The organism is Paenibacillus pasadenensis, assembly GCF_023715725.1.
Taxonomy (GTDB): domain Bacteria; phylum Bacillota; class Bacilli; order Paenibacillales; family Paenibacillaceae; genus Paenibacillus_O; species Paenibacillus_O pasadenensis_A.
This window is the reverse complement of sequence record NZ_JAMBOT010000006.1, coordinates 46,023-65,185: the sequence shown is the minus strand read 5'-3', so window position 1 is coordinate 65,185 and position 19,163 is coordinate 46,023. Positions and strand designations below refer to the sequence as shown.

17 protein-coding genes are annotated in these 19,163 nt (G+C 50.6%); 5 read left to right on the top strand and 12 right to left on the bottom strand.

What is annotated here, in order from left to right; genetic code table 11:
* Positions 1-52: 52 nt before the first annotated feature.
* The 4 genes from M3223_RS15645 to M3223_RS15630 form a co-directional block, all read right to left on the bottom strand.
* Positions 53-925, bottom strand: a complete 873-nt coding sequence (locus M3223_RS15645) for a carbohydrate ABC transporter permease (protein WP_251563135.1) — start codon at positions 923-925, stop codon at positions 53-55.
* Positions 926-943: 18 nt separating this feature from the next.
* Positions 944-1,846, bottom strand: coding sequence for an ABC transporter permease (locus tag M3223_RS15640; RefSeq protein WP_251563132.1), 903 nt, complete (start codon positions 1,844-1,846; stop codon positions 944-946).
* Between the two features lie 185 nt (positions 1,847-2,031).
* Positions 2,032-2,673 carry a hypothetical protein gene (locus M3223_RS15635; RefSeq protein WP_251563130.1) on the bottom strand — a complete coding sequence of 214 codons (642 nt, stop codon included), beginning with the start codon at positions 2,671-2,673 and terminating at the stop codon, positions 2,032-2,034.
* A 139-nt stretch (positions 2,674-2,812) separates the two neighbouring features.
* Positions 2,813-4,297 (bottom strand): Lsa family ABC-F type ribosomal protection protein, encoded by a 1,485-nt coding sequence (locus tag M3223_RS15630; RefSeq protein WP_251563128.1) that lies wholly within the window; start codon positions 4,295-4,297, stop codon positions 2,813-2,815.
* A gap of 397 nt (positions 4,298-4,694) precedes the next feature.
* On the opposite strand from M3223_RS15630, the gene M3223_RS15625 reads away from it, so the two are divergent.
* On the top strand, positions 4,695-5,216 hold the full coding sequence (locus tag M3223_RS15625) for a hypothetical protein (RefSeq protein WP_251563125.1): 522 nt from the start codon (positions 4,695-4,697) through the stop codon (positions 5,214-5,216).
* A 12-nt stretch (positions 5,217-5,228) separates the two neighbouring features.
* On the opposite strand, the gene M3223_RS15620 is transcribed toward M3223_RS15625, so the two are convergent.
* A complete protein-coding gene (locus M3223_RS15620) occupies positions 5,229-6,065 on the bottom strand; it encodes a helix-turn-helix transcriptional regulator (protein WP_251563123.1) in 837 nt (278 codons plus the stop codon).
* A 121-nt stretch (positions 6,066-6,186) separates the two neighbouring features.
* On the opposite strand from M3223_RS15620, the gene M3223_RS15615 reads away from it, so the two are divergent.
* From M3223_RS15615 to M3223_RS15600, 4 genes are all read left to right on the top strand, one after another.
* Positions 6,187-7,209: a Gfo/Idh/MocA family protein gene (locus tag M3223_RS15615; RefSeq protein WP_251563121.1), complete on the top strand. Its 1,023-nt coding sequence runs from the start codon at positions 6,187-6,189 to the stop codon at positions 7,207-7,209.
* 24 nt (positions 7,210-7,233) lie between these two features.
* Positions 7,234-8,178, top strand: a complete 945-nt coding sequence (locus M3223_RS15610) for an aldo/keto reductase (protein WP_251563119.1) — start codon at positions 7,234-7,236, stop codon at positions 8,176-8,178.
* Positions 8,179-8,369: 191 nt separating this feature from the next.
* Entirely contained in the window at positions 8,370-10,139 is a 1,770-nt protein-coding gene (locus tag M3223_RS15605) for a glycosyltransferase (RefSeq protein WP_251563117.1), read from the top strand.
* Positions 10,140-10,217: 78 nt separating this feature from the next.
* A complete protein-coding gene (locus tag M3223_RS15600; RefSeq protein WP_251563602.1) occupies positions 10,218-10,574 on the top strand; it encodes a nucleotide excision repair endonuclease in 357 nt (118 codons plus the stop codon).
* A gap of 65 nt (positions 10,575-10,639) precedes the next feature.
* On the opposite strand, the gene M3223_RS15595 is transcribed toward M3223_RS15600, so the two are convergent.
* From M3223_RS15595 to M3223_RS15565, 7 genes are all read right to left on the bottom strand, one after another.
* On the bottom strand, positions 10,640-12,034 hold the full coding sequence (locus tag M3223_RS15595; protein ID WP_251563115.1) for a sulfatase-like hydrolase/transferase: 1,395 nt from the start codon (positions 12,032-12,034) through the stop codon (positions 10,640-10,642).
* Positions 12,031-13,443: a sulfatase family protein gene (locus M3223_RS15590; RefSeq protein WP_251563113.1), complete on the bottom strand. Its 1,413-nt coding sequence runs from the start codon at positions 13,441-13,443 to the stop codon at positions 12,031-12,033. The genes M3223_RS15595 and M3223_RS15590 overlap by 4 nt, the downstream gene beginning before the upstream one ends.
* The gene (cysC, locus tag M3223_RS15585; protein ID WP_251563111.1) at positions 13,440-13,979 is read right to left on the bottom strand and encodes an adenylyl-sulfate kinase; all 540 of its coding nucleotides are present in this window, start codon (positions 13,977-13,979) and stop codon (positions 13,440-13,442) included. Before cysC ends, M3223_RS15590 begins: the two co-directional genes overlap by 4 nt.
* A 19-nt stretch (positions 13,980-13,998) precedes the next feature.
* Positions 13,999-15,009, bottom strand: coding sequence for a Gfo/Idh/MocA family protein (locus M3223_RS15580; RefSeq protein ID WP_251563109.1), 1,011 nt, complete (start codon positions 15,007-15,009; stop codon positions 13,999-14,001).
* Positions 15,010-15,012: 3 nt separating this feature from the next.
* Entirely contained in the window at positions 15,013-16,434 is a 1,422-nt protein-coding gene (locus M3223_RS15575) for a sulfatase family protein (RefSeq protein ID WP_251563106.1), read from the bottom strand.
* 18 nt (positions 16,435-16,452) lie between these two features.
* Positions 16,453-17,289 carry a sugar phosphate isomerase/epimerase family protein gene (locus M3223_RS15570; protein WP_251563105.1) on the bottom strand — a complete coding sequence of 279 codons (837 nt, stop codon included), beginning with the start codon at positions 17,287-17,289 and terminating at the stop codon, positions 16,453-16,455.
* Positions 17,290-17,602: 313 nt separating this feature from the next.
* The gene (locus M3223_RS15565; protein WP_251563103.1) at positions 17,603-18,976 is read right to left on the bottom strand and encodes an extracellular solute-binding protein; all 1,374 of its coding nucleotides are present in this window, start codon (positions 18,974-18,976) and stop codon (positions 17,603-17,605) included.
* Positions 18,977-19,163: the final 187 nt, after the last annotated feature.

Sequence of the window (19,163 nt, the reverse complement as noted above, 5' to 3'; positions counted from 1 at the left end):
GCAATATATATCAAGAGTTGAACTCCAGATACCGGATATAATTAGTAGCAGACTAGCCCTTAACCGAGCCAACAAGTACGCCTTTTGTAAAATGTTTCTGAATGAACGGATAAACGGCAACGATCGGAAGTGTCGTCACAACAACCGAAGCCATCTGCACCGACACAGGATTCACGGCGTTGGCCGCTTCGGCGGCATCCCCGCTAATAGCAACGGATGCGAGCAGAATTTGCCGCAGGAACAGCTGAACCGGCTGATTTTCCGGACTGTTAATGTACAGCAAAGCGTCGAAGTAGCTGTTCCAGTGCCAGACTGCATAGAAAAGTCCAATTGTAGCGATGACCGGCATGGACAGCGGCAAAATAATACGGAAAAGAATGGAGATTTCACCGGCTCCATCGATACGCGCCGCCTCGTCAATAGCTTCAGGCAGCTGCTCGAAAAAGCTTTTGACAATCATCAGATAAAAGGCGTTAACTAGACCGGGAATGATAAGCGCCCATTCGGAGTTAAGCAGGCCGACCTCTTTAACGATCAAATAGCTTGGAATCATTCCTCCGTTGAACAGCATCGTGAATACGATGAACATCAGAATTCCGCTTCGGCCTGGCAGCGCTTTGCGGGAAAGCGGCAGCGCCATCATGACGGTGAACAGCATGTTGAGTAGCGTGCCTACGACAACCCGGAAAATGGTGACCTGGTAAGCGTCGAACAGCCGTCCTCCTTGCATGATTTCCTCATAAGCCGTCCAAGTAATCGTTGATGGAATGAGGACAAGCCCATCCTTCTTGATGACTTCCGCAATTGGCGTAAGCGACACGCTGATGACATAGAGGAACGGAATAACGCAGGACGCGGCGAGCAGGGACAGAAGGGTATAATTAAGTCCTTTTCCTAGCCGGCTCCAAATTGTAACTTGCTCCATATGGTTGGACTCTCCTTTCTACCAGATTTGTCCGTCGAATTTTTTGGCGATTTTGTTGGCGCCGAGGACAAGCACAAATCCGATAATTGATTTGAACAGCCCAACCGCCGTTGCGAGCCCGATTCGCCCTTCCTGCATGCCGACCCGATATACCCAGGTTTCAATGACGTCGGCATTTTCCTGATTGAGCGGATTTAACATGATGAAGATTTGGTCAAAGCCGACGTCCAAAATGGCGCTAAGGCGAAGCACCAGCATAAGGATGATGACGTTGCGGATGCCTGGCAGCGTAATATGCCACAGCTGTCTCCAGCGGGGGGCTCCGTCAACTCTCGCCGCTTCGTACAGACTCGGATCAATTCCCGCCAGCGAGGCCAAGTAGATGATGGCTCCCCAGCCGACCGACTGCCAAATGTCCGTCGTGACGATCAGCGAGCGAATCATATCCGACTCGGTCAAAAATGAAATCCGTTCCAGTCCGAACGTGTTAAGCAGTTGGTTGACCAGACCTGATCCCGGCGCCAGGAAAGCGACCAGCAGGCCGTAAATGACGACCCAGGACAAAAAGTGCGGCAGGTAAGTAAGCGTCTGAATCGTTCGTTTGAAGCCGTTGGATGTTACCGAGTTGAGCATTAACGCTAGAATGATCGGCGCCGGGAACGAGAAGATCAGCTTGTAGGCCGAGATCAGCAGCGTATTGCCAAGAATTTGTCCGGCGTATACACCGTCAAAAAAGGTTCTGAAGTTTTGCCAGCCGATCCATGGACTTTCCCATAATCCTTTAAGCACGTTGTAGTCTTTAAAGGCAGCGGCGATGTAAATCATCGGCACGTATTTGAAAATGACGAAGTATAACAACCCTGGCAGCAGCAGAGCGTACATCACTCCGTATCTTCGCAGGAGGTTTTTAGTTGCAAGCATCCGTTAAAGCTCCTCTCTCTTCTATGTCTTGGGTGATAAGTTAATTGTAGCTTTACGGGAAGCGCGATTTTTCACATATCTTCGGCTGATGGTCTAAAATCTTAGGAAAGCGGAGCAAGCTTACGTTATCTGACTGCTTACAAAAGAAGAACAGCCGTCCTGAGCGGGACGGCTGCTGAAGAAAACTATTGTTGTATTAGAGTGAGGTTATCCAATCCGAGGCTGTAGCTGCTGGAAGCCGCATTTTTGCCGGTGACGGTGAAACGGAAGGTCTGAATGCCAGCCGCACTGATTGTTACGTTGCCAAGGCTGCTATCGGTGTAACCAGAAGCAGCGGCGTACTGGTCCACCGCCGTGCCTACATTAATTCCATTTACAGACAACTGATAAATTCCCTTGTTGGAAGCCACCCGATTTTTCACATAAACCGCATACGTGCCCGGCTGCGGAACGTTAATTGTATACTGGGCGTAATCACCCGCAGCATTGGCGTTGAGCGCATTAAAAGTCGCTCCTGTTACGGAATCCGTATAGTTCGTTTGAGAATCTCCTGCGGAAACGGAAACCGGCTGAGCCTCAAGCTCACGCTGGTATTCAGCGGGAGGCAGCGGCGCCGTATCGCTAAAGCTTACGTCATCCACCAGCAGCCATTGATTCGCTCCTGCAATGGATGAGAAGGCAACTGTCGCCTTTCCATTGGTTACGTGCACATTGTTAATTGTAACCTGCGTCCATCCTGAAGCGGCCGGGATATCGGCATATTGTTCCGCTCCGCCGTAATTCAGCACGCGCATTCTGGCCTGCGACTGGCCGCCCGAGCTTTTCACCCACGCGCTCAGATTATAAGTTCCGTTGGCAAGCCCGTGCTATCAAGTCACAACAAAGCAGAATCTATCTATGATATCAACCCGGCTATTGTCAAAATAAAGAAGCATCCTTGTTGGATGCTTCAATAACTAACCTTTGTCAGTGCTGCAGCTCGACCGTTTTGGTGGCAATGTTACGGCAAAACTCCCGATCATGCTCTACAAACAGCAAGGTTGGCGCATGCTCCAGCAGCAGCTCCTCGATTTGCATACGTGAGATGACGTCAATATAATTGAGCGGTTCGTCCCAAATATACAGATGCGCCTGCTCGCATAGGCTGTGGGCAAGGAGCACTTTTTTCTTCTGGCCGCCGCTGAAAGCGGACATGTCTTTTTCGAATTGAACGCGGGCAAAATCAAGCTTGCGCAAAATCGCTTTAAACAGGCTTTCGTCAATGCCGTGTTGCCGGGCATAATCGGTCAGATTGCCCTTAAGATGCGCCGTATCTTGCGATACATAAGATATTTTCAGCTGGCTGCCTATGCGGATCGTGCCGGTATGGGCAATATCCTCGCCTAAAATCAGCTTCAGCAGACTGGACTTACCGGATCCGTTTTTGCCTGAAAGAGCGATGCGCTCCCCCTGCCCGATTGTAAAGCTGATAGTAGAACAAACGGCGTTGCCGCCATAATAAACCGCAATCTGGTCAAGCTCCGCCAGAACATTTTTATGATAGGTTAATGGGGATAGCTTCAGGCTCTCTGAGCTTTCAATGTTTTTAAGCAGCTTGGACTTTTCATCTACTGCGTTATGCTGCCGCTGCTCGATGGATTTAGACCGCTTCATCATCTTAGCCGCTTTATGTCCGACATAACCTTTGTCAATCTTGGAGCCCGAATTGCGCGTGCCGTTTTTGCTCTTCTCCACCTCGTGTGACCAGCCGCTCGTTCTTCTTGCTGCCTCGGACAGATGTTTAATCTCTTTTTTCAGCTTGTCGTTCTCGGCCAGCTCGAATTGATCCTGCCGCTGCTTGTTCTCCATCCATTCCGAAAAATTCCCCTTCTGAACGTCGATGCTCGTCCGGTTAATGGACAGAATATGATCAACGCAGTGGTCCAGAAACGCGCGGTCATGCGACACAAGTATGAATCCGCGTTTGGAATTCAGATAACTGCCAACAAGCTTTCGGGCTTCCATATCCAGGTGATTTGTCGGCTCGTCAATGAGCAGAAAGCTGTTTTCCTTTAAAAACAAAGCCGCGAGCAGCACCTTCGTCTGCTCTCCGTTCGACAACGAGCTGAAAGCCCGGTACAGCACTTCCTCTTCCACCTGCAGCAGCGTCAGCTCTCGCACAAGCTCCCAGTGAACATAATCCGGGTGAATTTCGCGGATGACTTCCAGCACTTCGGCAGCTCTGTTCTTTACCGGAAACGGAAAATAATCAAAATCAACCGGCGAGGAAATCGTACCGCCGTATTCGTATTTCCCTTGCAGCAAATGAAGAAAGGTCGTTTTGCCGCGTCCGTTTCTTCCTGTAAATCCAAGCTTCCAGTCCGTGTCGAGCTGAAAGCTTACATGGTCAAATATCGTATCGTAACTGCCCTCATGGGCAAACGTCAGATTGGTTACTTGAATCAACGCCATTCGTTATATCCTCCTGTACAAAAAATAAGAGCTGCAAGAAAGTTACCTTCTCGCAGCTCAAATAAATACAGCAAATCTATCCCCCGCTCTGGGAGTAGATAAGGATATCTCGTATTTGTCCGAGTTAAGAAGAAATGTAACTTTCCTGCACAATAATAAAAGCAAAATAAGCGTACTCCGCTTTATTTTGTTCCGTATTATTAGCAAGAAATATACATCTTCCCAACTCCAATCCTAATGGTTACCGCTATTTTAACATGATGAAGGATAGGTCTTCCACTACAATCACAAACTTTATCGCTAATCTACCGGACAGATGCCAGATTCAACCAAGCTGCTTTTCACATACGATAGTGATATAAAGCTTAACCAGCATTCAAAGAAAGGAAGAATCCCTTTGAATAACATATCTGAACTAGCAGCGATCAGTAACTATGCGGGCGGCCTTGGAACGGGCATAAACGTCATTTTAGTTTTGTTTATTCTGCTTGTTATTGTTTTGCGCACCTTTAATGCCAAGCGAACCGGTTCCAGTCAAATTGATTCAAATGAGTTTAATAGTAACGCATACACAAAAAGATTCTATTTTGAAAATAATACGGATCATAATCTTCTGCTTGTCTTTGCCAGAGGAGAAGTAATCATTCCCCAATCATCCTATCTTCTTGCTCCAGGTGAGCTGGATTATGTCGATGTTGTAAACGGAAATGATGCTGAATCAAGAGGCCATATCCGCTACGACGCCTTCCCTCCTCCGCCAGGCGGCCAATCTATAGGCCATGCATCAGCCGATCTGATCAATAGAAGCGGGATAGGCCAACTTAGCTTCTTCCGAATATTCACTACAGGCGGGGTGCTCCGCGCATCAGAAAGAGTTTACTATGGAAGGCCGATTTTAACGATTGACGATGCTCTCTAGTTCGCTGATCAACTAGGACTGAAACAAATTCCGGTATTCCGTAGGCGTCATTCCTTCATGCTCCTGAAATCGTTTGTTAAAATAACTCACGCTTGGATAACCGGCCTGCTCGGCAATATCGCCGATTTTGGCGTCGCGGTGCTCCAGGAGCTTTTGCTTCGCCCGCTGCAGTCTCGCACGGGTAACGTAGTCGGATGGCGTCATGCCAAGTACGCTGCGGAACAGCTTGCAAAAATAATGAGGGCTCACTTCCGCCCGATCCGCCCACTCCTGCAGCACAAACGGCTGGTCCGCTTGTTCCTGCAAATAAGGAAGAAGTGCTATAATCCGGTTTTCCGCTTGGGCGGACCGGACTTGGGCAAGCGGAACGGCTTGCTGCACAAATTCGGCAAGCACCGCGTATGCAAGCGAGGACAGCGCTGCCGGGCGGTTCATGCTGTTTGTTTCCGCTTCCTGAAGCAGAGCCATATGGGCTTCTTCCCAGGCGGAATGCTGACGAAGCTTCCAGATCCGGTTTTTGTGATAACCTCTCTCGATCATATAATCATGCAGCTTATCGCCGTAAAAATGAACCCAGCGCACATCCCATGGATCATCCTTGCTGCTGAAGTAACGCTGCTGCTGAAGCGGAAAATATAACAGCAGCTGTCCTTGATGCAGCTCGTGTACTTCGCCGTCGATTTCTGCGTAACCTCTGCCTGATGCTACATAGTGAATGTTAAAATTATTGAGAGCTCCCTCTTCGCGAAATACAGAGTGCTCAAGGCAATCCGTATAGATGCCGACGGATTCCGGAAAAACGAAATAGGGAATATCGCGCAGCGTAATGAGATGCGCCTGTCGTTTCATGGTTGTCCTCCTTCTGACAATTTTGTGTTAACAGTCTCAAAATATTAATATTTTAAAAGGATTTTTATTCGCTTATAATCTCAATATCATCTTAATTTATTAAGGAGGATTAGACCAGACCATGGACAGAAAACTTACTTGGGGAATTATGGGCGCAGCATCAATCGCCCGCCGCGCCGTTATTCCAGGTTTGCAGGAATCGCGCTTGAATGTTGTGAAAGCCCTTGCAAGTCGGGACGTCAATAAGGCGGCACAGATGGCGGAGGAGTTCGGTATCGGACAGACATACGGCAGCTATGAGGAGCTGCTGGAGGATGAGTCGATCGAAGCCGTTTACATACCGCTGCCGAACCATTTGCACCGCGAATGGGCGATTCGGGCGCTGCATGCAGGCAAACATGTGCTGTGCGAAAAACCGATTGCTTTGACCGCACAGGAAGCAGAAGAAATGGCCGCAGCAGCCAAGTCGTCCGGCCAGCTGCTCGCTGAAGCGTTCATGTACCGTCATCATCCCCGTTACGCAATGATTCGGGACATCATCGCATCCGGAGAAATCGGCGAGCTGAGAGGCATCCATTCTACCTTCACGTTTAATAGCTCCGGCGGCCGTGAAGGATTCCGTTTCCGTCAGGAGTCTGGCGGCGGCGGTCTGTATGACATCGGGGTTTATCCGATTACTGCGGCGAGGCTGCTGCTTGGCTGCGAGCCCGAGGCGGCCACTGTCCATGCGTTCTTTTCCCCCGATCATGGAAATGTCGATATGATGGCGTCCGGCTTGCTGGAATTTCCCGGCGGCGTTGGCTTGACGTTTGATTGCGGAATGTGGGGCGCCAGCCGCAACACGCTGGAGGTGCTCGGTACGGACGGCATTATTGAGGTGCCAAACGCGTTTGTGGCTTGGGCGGATCGCGGGGCCAATTTCTTCGTAACGTCAAAAGGCAGCCGCCGCGAGGTCGAGGTGCCGCAGGTGAATCATTTTACGATGGAATGTGATGATTTTGCAGAGGCGGCGCTGTTCGGTAAACCGCAGAAATTCACCCCGGACGATGCCGTAAGCAATATGCGCGTGCTTGAAGCCTGCTTGCGTTCAGCCCGCGAGCGCTCCCGGGTTGCACTGAGTCCATCGCCGGTTGTCCGAGCTTAAACCCAATTTAAGGAGGCGAAGCAATTGAGAACCATTTCAATTCGCGGTACCGATAAAGCTGTCTCCGTGCTAATAAAAGGCACTGACTATTTTTATCATGACTCCTATGACAAAGCCAGCTCCAACATGGATGCCTTTCTCGCCATCGGCGGCAACACGGTCGATACGGCTTTTGGCTACTGCAAAGGCCAAAGTGAAGAGGTGCTCGGACGATACATGGAGGAGCGCGGCAACCGGGATCAAATTGTCATTATGACCAAAGGAGCCCATCCCGACCATACCGGACCACGGGTTAATCCGGAAGCGATCCGAAGCGATCTTCTGACAAGCCTGGAGCGGCTTAGAACGGATTTTGTAGACCTTTACGCTCTCCACCGCGACGATCCTTCCGTACCGGTCGGGATAATTATGGATGCGCTTAACGAGCATGTCGAGTCCGGCCGGATCGGTGCAATTGGCGGTTCCAACTGGAGCTGGCAGCGGCTGCAGGAGGCCAACGATTATGCGGCGGCAAACGGCCTGACCGGCTTTTCATTCAGCAGTCCGAACCTCAGCCTGGCCAAAGCGAAGGAAGCGTACTGGCCGGGATGTATTTCCGCCGATGATGAGACGGTCCGCTGGCATGAGCGCCAGCAGATCCCTCTCCTATCCTGGTCGTCGCAAGCGCGAGGCTTCTTTACGGGCCGGTTTACTCCGGAAATTCGGGATAACCATGACCTGGTCCGCGTCTTTTACAGCGATGAGAACTGGGAACGGCTCAAACGCGCCGGGCAGCTTGCCGAACAAAAAGGCGCCTCGACGATTCAGATTGCGCTTGCTTATGTATTAAACCAGCCCTTCCCGGCTTGCGCTCTGATTGGTGCTCAGAATGAAGCCGAGCTTAAATCGTGCCAACTCGGCGCAGAAATTAGACTGACAAAAACAGAGCTGGATTGGCTGGATCTTAAAGCGGAAAGTTTGGCTGTTTAACCATAGCTTCAGACTAAGGATCGCCAAGCGCGATCCTTTTTGCCGTTCCCGCTGCAACATTTAGCCGCCGATTAGGCTGCCTCATTAAGCGGACTGACCCTGTTGCACATATACTAAAGAAGCCATGCCTGGTGATCGAGAGGTTTGGAAGTACCGCCATATTTGTGCCTTTTAGGAAGGAGGCGGCGAGGATGCTGGACAGTAAGCAGCTTCAGTTTGATGGAGCGGAATGGATTGTTTTTCAAAAATCATGTGAGATTCAAAACACGTTTACGTACGAATTTTGGGTTAAGGCAGAAGAGGAACAAGTTCTGGATTTGGAAAAAAGCGCAGGGAATGACGGATTAACAGGGAAAAAATATTTGGTTGGACCAGACTTATATCCTTATGGCGCCGCTGGATGCGGGATCTCTGTTGGAACAAACGGAATTGCAATCTATGAACATTCCGATAACCATATTCCGGCCAGACTTGTTTATCCCTATCATTTTTCTGACTGGACTCATGTAGCTGTCGTTTCCGATCATAAAAAGCTTCGCCTTTATATTAACGGCCGATTGGTGAAGGAGGAAGGCGCTGCCTGCGTTATCCAGCATCTCCATCCTTCCCTGTGTCTTGGAGGGCATCAATATGGAACCTTTAAGGGACAAGTGAGCGATTTCCGCTTATGGTCGACTGTTAGAACGGAATATGAATTAAAGACAAGTATGCTAGCCAAGCTGAACGGTGATGAAACAGGCCTTTATTTCTATCGTGATTTGCATCGGGGGATTTCGGTTCATCAAGGGAAACTTAAACCTATTGCTGTTAGTATAATTATGCCCTCCTATAACCGCTGTCCTTTAAACCATTACGCCTTGTTGAGTTTGAATAAACAGCGCTTTCCGTTGCAGCAAATGGAAGTCATTTTTTTAAATGACCATTCCACCGACTCCACAGAATCTCTCTATCGGCTGTTAGAACCAAAATACACATTCATCTATGTTCACTCGCTCAAGAACAGGGGCAGAGCCAAAATCCGTAATCGCGGTGCAAAAATCGCAGCAGGCTCAACCTTTATCTTCATCGATGCCGATATGATTTGCGGACCTGCCTTTGTAAAGCGGCATCTTGCCCACCATGTGCAGGAAGATCAAAAAATCGTTTCGGGATCACTGCGGATGAGGCGGATTTATACGATTGCAGATCGGGAATTTTCCGCGGAACAGATTGTCCAGATGAAGAGCAGTTATTCGGGCCATCCTATTGCTCCCATTCATATAAACCGTTTTATCAAGGAAGATCACGCGCAAGTTCAGCTTTTGCCACTTGAGATGATGTTTGATCCGGCTCATCTGAACCGATGGAGCAGCGGTATTATGAATTACGAGAGCATTCTGTCCAAGTACGGCAGCCGGTTCCAGCAGTATCAATATCCATGGATGAATCTGATTACAAATAATGTTTCGATGCGGCGAAGCTTTTTTGAAAAGCTTGACGGTTTTGATGAACACTTTCAAGGGTTCGGCTGGGAAGATTGGGAGCTCGGTTATCGAGCCGCCGGGCAAGGCGCAGCATTTATTCACGATGATTCCGTTATTAATTATCATCAAGAGCATCCGATTGCGGCAGACACTTCTCTTCAAGCCAAGCGGAATTATTTAAAGTTTCACGAAAAAAATCCTCATGATCCTGCCGTTAAATTGTTAACATTGATCATGCTGCCTGATCCGGTAGGATTCACTGAGCTTAGTCAATATATGACGGACTATAATAATCTTAAAGCCGCTTTCCCCAGCCGGTTTAAAGCTTTTTATTCATATATGGATTCAGCCATTGATGCGCTGCCTGAACGTTTAAAGCGGGAGAATTCGAACATTCCAATTCAACAATCGATACAGGTTAGCAATGAGCTTTCCATCATCCAAAAAAAGTTCGCGTTCCCGTCGGTCATGGAGTTTTACCGGCGAATAACCAGATAAAGATTTCAGCGGTTTAGGATAATTGTCCCGATCCGTGATATAATCCTTCAGACGAAAAGGATAAAGGACGTGGCAACGTTGATCTCAATTACGATTCCAAAACCGGAAGTGACCATTTTTAAACAGTCAGCCCCGCAGCAAAGCCATATTTCAGGATTTACGGATTTCCACCTGATTACGAGAGAAAAAGGCGGAATCTTCATGTTTTACAACGCGAAGGATGAGCTTTTATTTGTCGGCAAGGCTCGGAAGCTGCGCCCAAGAATTAAAAAGCACTTTGAGGATTCGGTATCGCCGATGAAAAAACACCGCGACGAAATCGCAAAAATTGAGGTTTGCGTCGTGGATGATCCGGTGGAGCGCGATATCTATGAAACCTATATCATCAACCGCAAAAAATCGAAATACAATGTCGATAAACAGTTCTATAACTAATTTCGCAAAAACAAAGAGGCTTACCTTCTCATCAAACGATGATGACGGGATAGCCTCTTTTTCATTCATAGCTTGCGGTTCTCCAGCAGTTGAGCGTCCAGCCAGCTGCCGCGAACGATGCCGTCTTTGACGACTTTCAGCTCCGCATGCAGCAATTGCCGCAGCGTCGCCAGCGTTGCCTGGCATTCGGGATCGTCAATCCGGTTAATCAGCTCATGCGGGTCATTCCCCATGTGATAAAGCTCATCCCGATCGGTCGGGTTCCACACATATTTCCATTCAGCCGTGCGGAGCATTCGCTGCACGTACAATCCAAACTGCTGGCCGTTGTAAGTGGAGACAGCGTAAACGCGCCAATCTTCGGGCTGCCCCCCTTCCAGCAGAGGCTGAAGCGGCCGCCCATGGAGCTCTTCCGGTATGGGAAGATCAAGCCACTGCAGCAGTGTCGGCGGCAAATCGAGCGTATTGTAAACAAATGCCTCGCAAATTTGACCCGGCTGTACGACGCCTGGATATCGGATGGCCAGCGGAACTTTGACGACATCGTCATACATGACATAATGTTTATCCATCATGCGGTGGCCGCCGCACAGATCGCCGTGGTCGGAGGTGTAAATAACAATCGTCTCTTCATCCTGGCCGAGCCGGGCAAGCTCCTTCATGATAAGTCCGACCGCATCGTCCATTTGGCTGATGGCTCCATAATAACGAGCGACGGTAGGCGCCCAGTCTTCCCAGTTCATATCTTCAATCCCCCAATTCAACAGCTGTTGGCGTTGAATATAGGGTTTATTCACAAACGATTCCGTAAAGCTGCCCCACATCGGCACTTGCTGCGGAACATACATGGAGGCAAAAGGCTCCGATGGCCGGCACGGAGGATGCGGCTCGTTAAAGTTGATGCGGACATGCCAAGGGCCGCCCGATTCGGACAGCTCTCTCAACATGTCAATGGATTGCCCGGCGAGCCAATGCGTGGTCGAATCCTCCAGCGGGACGGGGTCCGCCTCGCCTAAATACCCGCTCTTATAGTGAAGCTCCGGGTATTTATCGGCCCGGAACTTCCCGTATTCCCGGTCGGCATTAATGTAGCTGCCGTACCCAAAAGCGGTCGGATCGGCAGTAGAGCTGCCGCCCCATTTGCCGATATATCCGGTTGCATACCCCGCTGCCTGCAGATCGCGCGCCCACGAATAATCGGTTACGGATAAGCTTGGCACAGGGAGGCTGATGCCGTCGTTCCAGTATCCGCCGAAGCTCTCCGGGCGCCGTCCGCATACAAACGATTGCCGCGACGGTCCGCACACAGGCAGAGGCGTATAAGCATGGTTGAACCAAATCCCTGCTTTGGCAATCTCGTCGATATGTGGCGTTTGCACCGGGTAATGCTCGCTTATTCCCGTACAATCCCAGCGGTGCTGATCGGACATTATGATCAAAATATTAGGACGGCGGCTCATTGCGCCTGCCCCTCTGGAATGCGCTTTTTCCTCGTCTGCTCCACAGCCTCGTCAAATTTGGCGCGAACCGGATCGTTCCACCAGTCATCCCACGAAAGCCCGAACTCGCCCAAAATCGCCTCGATTCGCCTGCGGAAAGGCAGGCCGATCTCCAGCTGCTTTTGCATCGGATCTTCTCTGCCCGCCAGCTTTTCACGAACTTTTTCGTCCATTAACCGCTGGAGCTCATCCGCCAGCTCAGGCATTTGCTCCGCCAAATTATTCGTTTCCGCGGGATCGGTTAACAAGTCGTACAGCTCGCGCGGCGGACGTTTGAACGGGCCCGAATCGTACGTCACGATCAGCTTATACCGGCCGTCAGTCACTCCGCGCGCGGCCTGCCAGGCGCACTCGCTCAGAAATACATGCTCATGCGTTCCTTCCGCTAGGCCCAGCATGGATGGCCAGAGACTTTTGCCGTCCAAATCATCCGGTACGGGAATTTCCGCCGCCTCCAGCAGCGTCGGCATGAGATCAACCTGCTGAACAAGGCCAGGAACCCGATGTCCGCCGTCGATCCGGCTCGGCCAGCGGATAATGAGCGGCACGTTGACCGTCGTATCGTAAAGACCGCAATGATCCCAGTAAATATCATGCTCAGTCAGGCTTTCTCCGTGATCTCCGAATAGAACGAGCATGGTGTCCTCCACCAGCCCGAGCCGCTCCAGCTCTTCATCCAGCTCACGGATTCGGTCATCCAGATAACGCACCTCGGCGTCATAAAGAGCGTTCATATAGTCCGCATCGGTTACGCTGCCGAGCAAATCGTAATGATGGTACTTAAAAAAAGGATAAGCCGCACTGTTGTACGCGGCATCCATGCTTGTGTTAGACGGATCAAACGGGTTCTTGCTCCGATCGTAAAATTCGCCCAAATACTCTTCCCGTGGCATATATGGCGTATGCGGGTCCCAATAATGGAGGAACAGGAAGAAAGGATCCCTTCCGTTCGCCTCCAGCCAGTTCGAAGCCAGCTCGTTAACCGTGCGGCCGTCGATCCAGCGTGTGCTGCCGGAGGAATTAATATAATGCCGATAGCCGCGCGCGAACCATTCTTTGAGATTGTATAAATTATCGACCGCCGCCGTATTGTATCCCGCGTTTTTCAGCAGAGAAGGCAGCCATTTCACGGACTTCGAAAGTGAGGTCAGCTCGGAGCCATGCGAGACGACTCCGGTCGTCAAGCCAATTTTCCCAGTAAAGATGCCGGTATGGGCGACCTCGGTCGGGATGTCTGCGGCATATGCTTTTTCAAAGAGAACTCCTTGCGAAGCGATTTTGTCGATATAAGGGCTTGTCGGCTTGTTATATCCATAAGACCCGAGCCGGCTGGCACGCATCGTGTCGAGAGAAATAAAGATGAAGTTCATGCCATGCCCTCCCTGCAGAGATGAATATAACCGGCTTGCTCCAGCCAGTCGTACACTTTCCGGGCATTGTTCCCAATGCTGTCTTCTTTGGAATGAAGCGTGACTTCGGGATGAAGGGGCTCGTCGTACGGATCGGAAATGCCGGTAAATCGCTCGATCTCATTGTTCCGGGCTTTGGCGTACAGCCCCTTCACATCCCGGCGCTCGCATTCCTCAAGCGGGCATTCAACGAATACCTCCACGTAATTGTCAATCGCGGACCGGGCGTAATCCCGCATCTCCCGGTAAGGCGCGATTGCCGAGACCAGAGTTACGACTCCGTTCCGTGACAGCAGCTCGCTCACATAAACGATGCGCCGGATGTTCTCCATTCGCTCCTCGCGGCTAAAGCCCAATCCTTTGCATATTCCCGCCCGCAGCTCATCCCCGTCAAGGAGCTCGGTTTTAATCCCTGCCTCCCGCAGCTGCGACAGCAGCTCGCGGGCCGTTGTCGTCTTTCCTGCTCCCGAAAGTCCCGTAAACCAAACGACAGTCATGCCCGTACACCCCTTCAAGCTATTGATCTTGGATATCGCTGATGCGCACCGGCGCGCCGTTCTCCGTTTGAGAAAGAATTGCGGCCTCGATAATTCGCTGCACCGCAAGCGCATCGGCTCCAGAAGCCGAAATTTCATTCGGCGGCACATTGTTTTTTACTTCCTGAATGAACGCCCCGATCCGATTGTAAAACGTAGAATCAAAGCCGGAAGGGCTGGCAAAAATCGAATTTTTGACAACACGCTGCTCGTCGCTGGAGCTAGGGTACAGCGTCAAGCTCTCATAGACGTTGTCGAGAACAAATTTCCCGCCTGTTCCGCCCGCCTCGCAGCGCTCAATGGGATGGCCTCCGTGCATATCGTAGCTCCCGGTTAAATGCCCTACCGCGCCGGAAGCAAATTCAATATTAATGGAAGCCGTCGACCAGACGGTTCTTCCGGGCGCTTTGGTCATAAAGGACTGCACACGGGCGACATCGCCGCCAAAGTAACGCAGCACATCAAAGGAATGAGGATGCAGCGCGCGCAGATGAATCCATGGCGTAGATTCGTTCGGATTGCCGATGGTCAGCTTCATGTTAATGTACAGCAGATGGCCGATTTCGCCATTTTGAATCCATTCCTTGGCGCGTTTGGCTGCGGGAACGAAGCGGTGGTTCAGGTTGCTGGCAAGCCGCACTCCCCGTGCGGCGGCAGCATCCACCATCATCCGCGCCTCCTGAAGCCGGTTAGAAATCGGCTTTTCAACGAGCACGCTTTTACCCGCCTCAATGGCCTGCATCGCTGGCTCCATATGATGAGAGCCGTTCTCCAATCCTCCGGTAGCTACGCTGATGATATCGATTTCTTCCTCCGCAAGCATGGATAAAACATTATCGTATGCTCTTGCTCCGAACCGCACCGCTGCGGAGCGCGCCAGTTCGGCGCGCAAATCGCATACGGCAACAAGCTCTACGTCAGGATGATCCGTGTAAACGCGGCAGTGCAGCAGCCCGATATGATTCAGGCCGATTACAGCGACTTTTAGCATAGGTCAGCCCTCCACAAGCTCTTCCCCGGGCTCGGCTTCTTTCTCCTGCAGCTTGCGGGCCGAGCTGGCGGAGCCGATTCGCATAATATCGTAGGCTTCCTGAGAGGTGCGGAATGGACCGCCGCCATGGCCGTGCCAGTTCGGATTGGTGTACATCGGGTTCACCCGGCCTGTTGCATCTTCACGTTTGGCAACATGGGCTTCCAAACGTCCCATCAGCAGCTTGACGACCTCAGGCTCCTGCTCAGCGACATTGTTCAGCTCCTGAGGGTCCATAATGAGATTGTACAGCTCCACCTCCGGTTTGAAGTGGAAGTCCGGCTCAAGCGCGGCAATCAGCTTCCATTCCGGCGTACGCCAGCCATGCTTGCGCATCCAGGTGCACTCGGAAATATAAAATTCGGGCTCGCGTACTCGATCTCCGCCGTTGATGTAATCGACAAGGCTTCTGCCGTCAAATTTGATATTTGTTTCAACGCCAAGCAGCTCCAGCACGGTCGGCATAATATCTTTAATCTGCGTATAATCGCTCATCCGTTTGCCGGCCGGAACTTTGCCCGGGTAGCGAAGAATAAACGGCGTAACCAGATTCGTTTCATATAAACCGTGATGGTCGTAATAGCAATCATGCTCGTTCAGCGTTTCGCCGTGATCGGCTGTAATGACAACAAGCGTCTCGTTCTCTATGCCCAAATCCTCCAGTGCGGTGAACAAACGCTGGATGCACGCATCCATATAGGCAACGGCGCCGTCGTATTGGGCGTCGACATAAGCGGAGTCCGTGACGTCCTTCGGAATCCAGGACCGCAAGTAATGGACAAACGGCTCGAACTGGTCCATGCCCTCCAAAGATGAATTGTCCGGATTCGTTTCATTCCCTTCGTAAAAGAGACGGTCGAACGGTTTTGGCGGCAAATAAGGAGAATGCGGATCCATATGGCGCAGGAACAGCAGGAAAGGCTTATCTTCAGCAGCCAAACGTTTCAGCTCCGGAATGGCTACATCATTCATCCGTTCCGCCTTCGGGCTGCGCCCCGTTTCATCCGGCCCCCATCCGTCATAGTCCAGATAAAGATCAAATCCTCTGGCGGAGGGATTGCCGGAAAAGCCGATACAGGTTGTGTTATAGCCGTTTTCCCCAAGCACCTCGGCAAGCGTTTTCACATGATCGCCAAGCTCGCCTTCGTGGCGCAGCGCCACGACATCGGTGCCGAAGCAGTCCATTCCAGTCAGCATGGAAGCATATCCAGGCGTCGTAGGCACGCTGGGGCTAAAGTGATTTTCGAATAGCGTGCCGCCATTGGCGTAACGATCAATATGAGGAGTGGTCAGCCGTTTATAGCCATAAGAGCTCATATGGTCGCGGCGCAGGCTGTCGATGCCGAGAAACAGCACGTTCGGTTGTTTAGCGGAAGTTGCGCTCATTCGGTTTAGTCTCCTTTATTATCCGTTTTGACTTTGCAGAGCGTCGTCTTTAGAAGCTCTGGCGCCAAGGGCGCGCAAGCAGCCGTTCAAGTACCCGTAGCTCTCTGCGGCAACGATTGCAACCTCGGCAAGCGAGTGGCCGTTTGCTCCGATTACCTCAAGGCAGACAGGTCCGTCGTACCTGCCGTCAACGAGCACCTTGCAGTAAGCGGCGAGGTCGATATCTCCGCGGCCGCATGCCTGCTGGCCAATCGGACCTGGCCCGGAGCTGCGGCCTTTGCAATCCCGGATATGGACATGCCGTACGCGAGACAGCACCTGAGGCAGCGCCTCCTCCGGATTTTCGCCTGCGCGGTAAACGTGGCTTGGGTCCATGTCAATGCCAAAACCTTCGCTGTCGATTGCGTCCATCGCCCGCAGCGTCGTCGGCGTATTGTAAATGGCATTGCCCACATGCGCTTTCACGCAAAGCGTTACGCCATATGAGGCAGCCAATTCGGACAAATGCGACAGAGTGGCAATCGATTGCGACAGATCCGCTTCGTCGTTACTTTTGCCTCCTGGACCAACGTTGACAACCGGGATGCCAATTGCCTTTGCCGCTTCAAACGCTTTGGTCAGCCTAGCTTCGTCAAGTGAAGCCACTTCCATCGATAAATAGGAAATGCCGTTGTCAGCGGCGATCCGTTTCAGTTCCTCCGCCTGCTCCTGCCATGAATCCAGCACCAGATGCTCGCACATGCCCTGAATCGCGGAAAGCTCTACGCCGTCGTAACCGCACTGAGCGATATGGCGGACGGCAGTTTCAACATCAAAGTCTTTAAACAGTACGGAATTCACGCCTAATTTAATCATGTAAGATCCTCCTAATCGGCTCAATGCGCCATCTCCTGGAAGCTTGGTGAAAGCGTATGCTTCACCGGACTTTAAAGGATGGTTGCCTAGTTTATGAGTTCATTCTAGACGTTGGGTCCCCTATGGCTCAAAGTGTTTTCAGACAATGACATGGTGGATCGGGACGAATTGCAAGCGGTTACAGAGAAAAAGGAGCCCAGCGGAGCAAAGCTGACGTTTTAGCATAGAAAAAGAAGCATCCTACGCGCCAACATCGATTCAATGGCGGGTAGATGCTTCTTTTGTTAACTCCTAATATGATTGATGCCTTGGGTTATTTCGCTTTTTCATCCAGCTTTGCTTGTGTGTACTGCGTCATATGCTCCAGAAAAGCCTTGGGCTCAAGCTTCCCGCTAATGACATCCCCATATTTCGCATTTAGCTCACTCTCGAATTCCACAGGAATGTATGGCGGAGTCTTTTGAGCTCGTTGGACGATGTCATAAACGACTTTCATGGCAGGGTCTGTTTGGGCCTGCTCAACTAAATAAGGATTGTCCTTGATGGCAGAAACACTTCCGGCATTTTTAAGCTTAAATGCGGCCGCGTCTTTGTCCATGCTGATCCATTTCATCAGAGCCCAGGCAGCAGCTTCATTTTCTTTTTTGCCAAGCGTCGTCATCGTCATGGAGTGGCCGCCAAACCAGAGTGAAGGAGTAGGCATCGGCACCAGCTCCAAATCCGGATTGAGCTTCAGGTTCTCCTGCACATGTACAACAACAGCCGCTTCAAAAAGCGATTTTCCGGCAATTAAGCGGGAAGTATTTTTAGGCAGAGATTCCTGCAGCTTTTGAATCCGTTCATCATCGATATTTTCCCGCTTGAAGCGGACCAGCCACTCCAGAGCTTCGACGATTTTAGGATCGTGGAAATTAACTTTATTTGTCGCCGGATCATAAAAAGTAGTCGAGTCAGCGCCGTTCATATAAGCAAATGTCAACAAGCTGTTAAAGTTTCCATACAGCTCCAACGGGGAGAACGTCGTCATGACTTGTTCACCGTTCTCTGCTATCCAAAATTGCTTCGCAAAGTCCTCAAACTCCTGCAGGGAATTCATTTCCGGGAATTCTGTGTGTCCATACTGTTCCAATACATCGCGATTGTAGACAATCGAGAAGTTAGGATCAATGGCATAAGGAAGCTGCCATACTTTCCCGTCCGCAGTGAAGCCTCTTTTGTAAGCGGGTTCATAAAATTCATCGGGATTAAACGTTGGATCCGCCTTAATAAACGGCGTCAAATCTTGAATCAGATTGTCTTTGATCCACTCGCTTGGAAACCTCCCGTCCAAAAGAATGTCGGGGTTATCTCCAGCAGAAATCAGAGCCGGCAGATCATCCGTTAATTGCTGCATATAAGTGACTTTGATATTAGGATAAACTTTATTAAATTCCACCATCAATGAATTGAAGTAATCGGACCAGCCGCTTCCAAATATGGAAAGCACCTTTACCTCTCCGCTTATATCCGTATTGTTTGTAGGCGCAGGAGCTTCTGTATTCGCAGCTGTGTTGACACTCGTATTCGCGCTGTTTGATTGATTCGTCTCATTGACCCCCCCTCCGCCGCCGCTGCACGCTGCAAGCAAGGTTGTAACCAATCCGAGAGCACCAATCATTTTAAATTTTTCTGTTGTCTTTTTACGCATGTAGACCTTCCTCCCTTTTAGTTGAAGTTACGGGCCTGCTGTTTGGTACTGATTGGTTTGTTAGGCTAGATTTGTTGATAGATTTAGCGTATATGTGTATATCATTAAAATCAAAGCGCTTTCAGACATTCGCATGGCTGATTATGACAACTGAATGAATTGGATGGTGGTAAACAAAAGAGAAGCC

Coding starts and splice junctions, on each gene's coding strand:
- M3223_RS15595 (WP_251563115.1), bottom strand. CDS start 12,034: ATGAGCCGCCGTCCTAATATTTTGATCATAATGTCCGATCAGCACCGC.
- M3223_RS15640 (WP_251563132.1), bottom strand. CDS start 1,846: ATGCTTGCAACTAAAAACCTCCTGCGAAGATACGGAGTGATGTACGCT.
- M3223_RS15580 (WP_251563109.1), bottom strand. CDS start 15,009: ATGCTAAAAGTCGCTGTAATCGGCCTGAATCATATCGGGCTGCTGCAC.
- M3223_RS15590 (WP_251563113.1), bottom strand. CDS start 13,443: ATGAACTTCATCTTTATTTCTCTCGACACGATGCGTGCCAGCCGGCTC.
- M3223_RS15570 (WP_251563105.1), bottom strand. CDS start 17,289: ATGATTAAATTAGGCGTGAATTCCGTACTGTTTAAAGACTTTGATGTT.
- M3223_RS15620 (WP_251563123.1), bottom strand. CDS start 6,065: ATGAAACGACAGGCGCATCTCATTACGCTGCGCGATATTCCCTATTTC.
- M3223_RS15605 (WP_251563117.1), top strand. CDS start 8,370: ATGCTGGACAGTAAGCAGCTTCAGTTTGATGGAGCGGAATGGATTGTT.
- cysC (WP_251563111.1), bottom strand. CDS start 13,979: ATGACTGTCGTTTGGTTTACGGGACTTTCGGGAGCAGGAAAGACGACA.
- M3223_RS15575 (WP_251563106.1), bottom strand. CDS start 16,434: ATGAGCGCAACTTCCGCTAAACAACCGAACGTGCTGTTTCTCGGCATC.
- M3223_RS15615 (WP_251563121.1), top strand. CDS start 6,187: ATGGACAGAAAACTTACTTGGGGAATTATGGGCGCAGCATCAATCGCC.
- M3223_RS15645 (WP_251563135.1), bottom strand. CDS start 925: ATGGAGCAAGTTACAATTTGGAGCCGGCTAGGAAAAGGACTTAATTAT.
- M3223_RS15565 (WP_251563103.1), bottom strand. CDS start 18,976: ATGCGTAAAAAGACAACAGAAAAATTTAAAATGATTGGTGCTCTCGGA.
- M3223_RS15630 (WP_251563128.1), bottom strand. CDS start 4,297: ATGGCGTTGATTCAAGTAACCAATCTGACGTTTGCCCATGAGGGCAGT.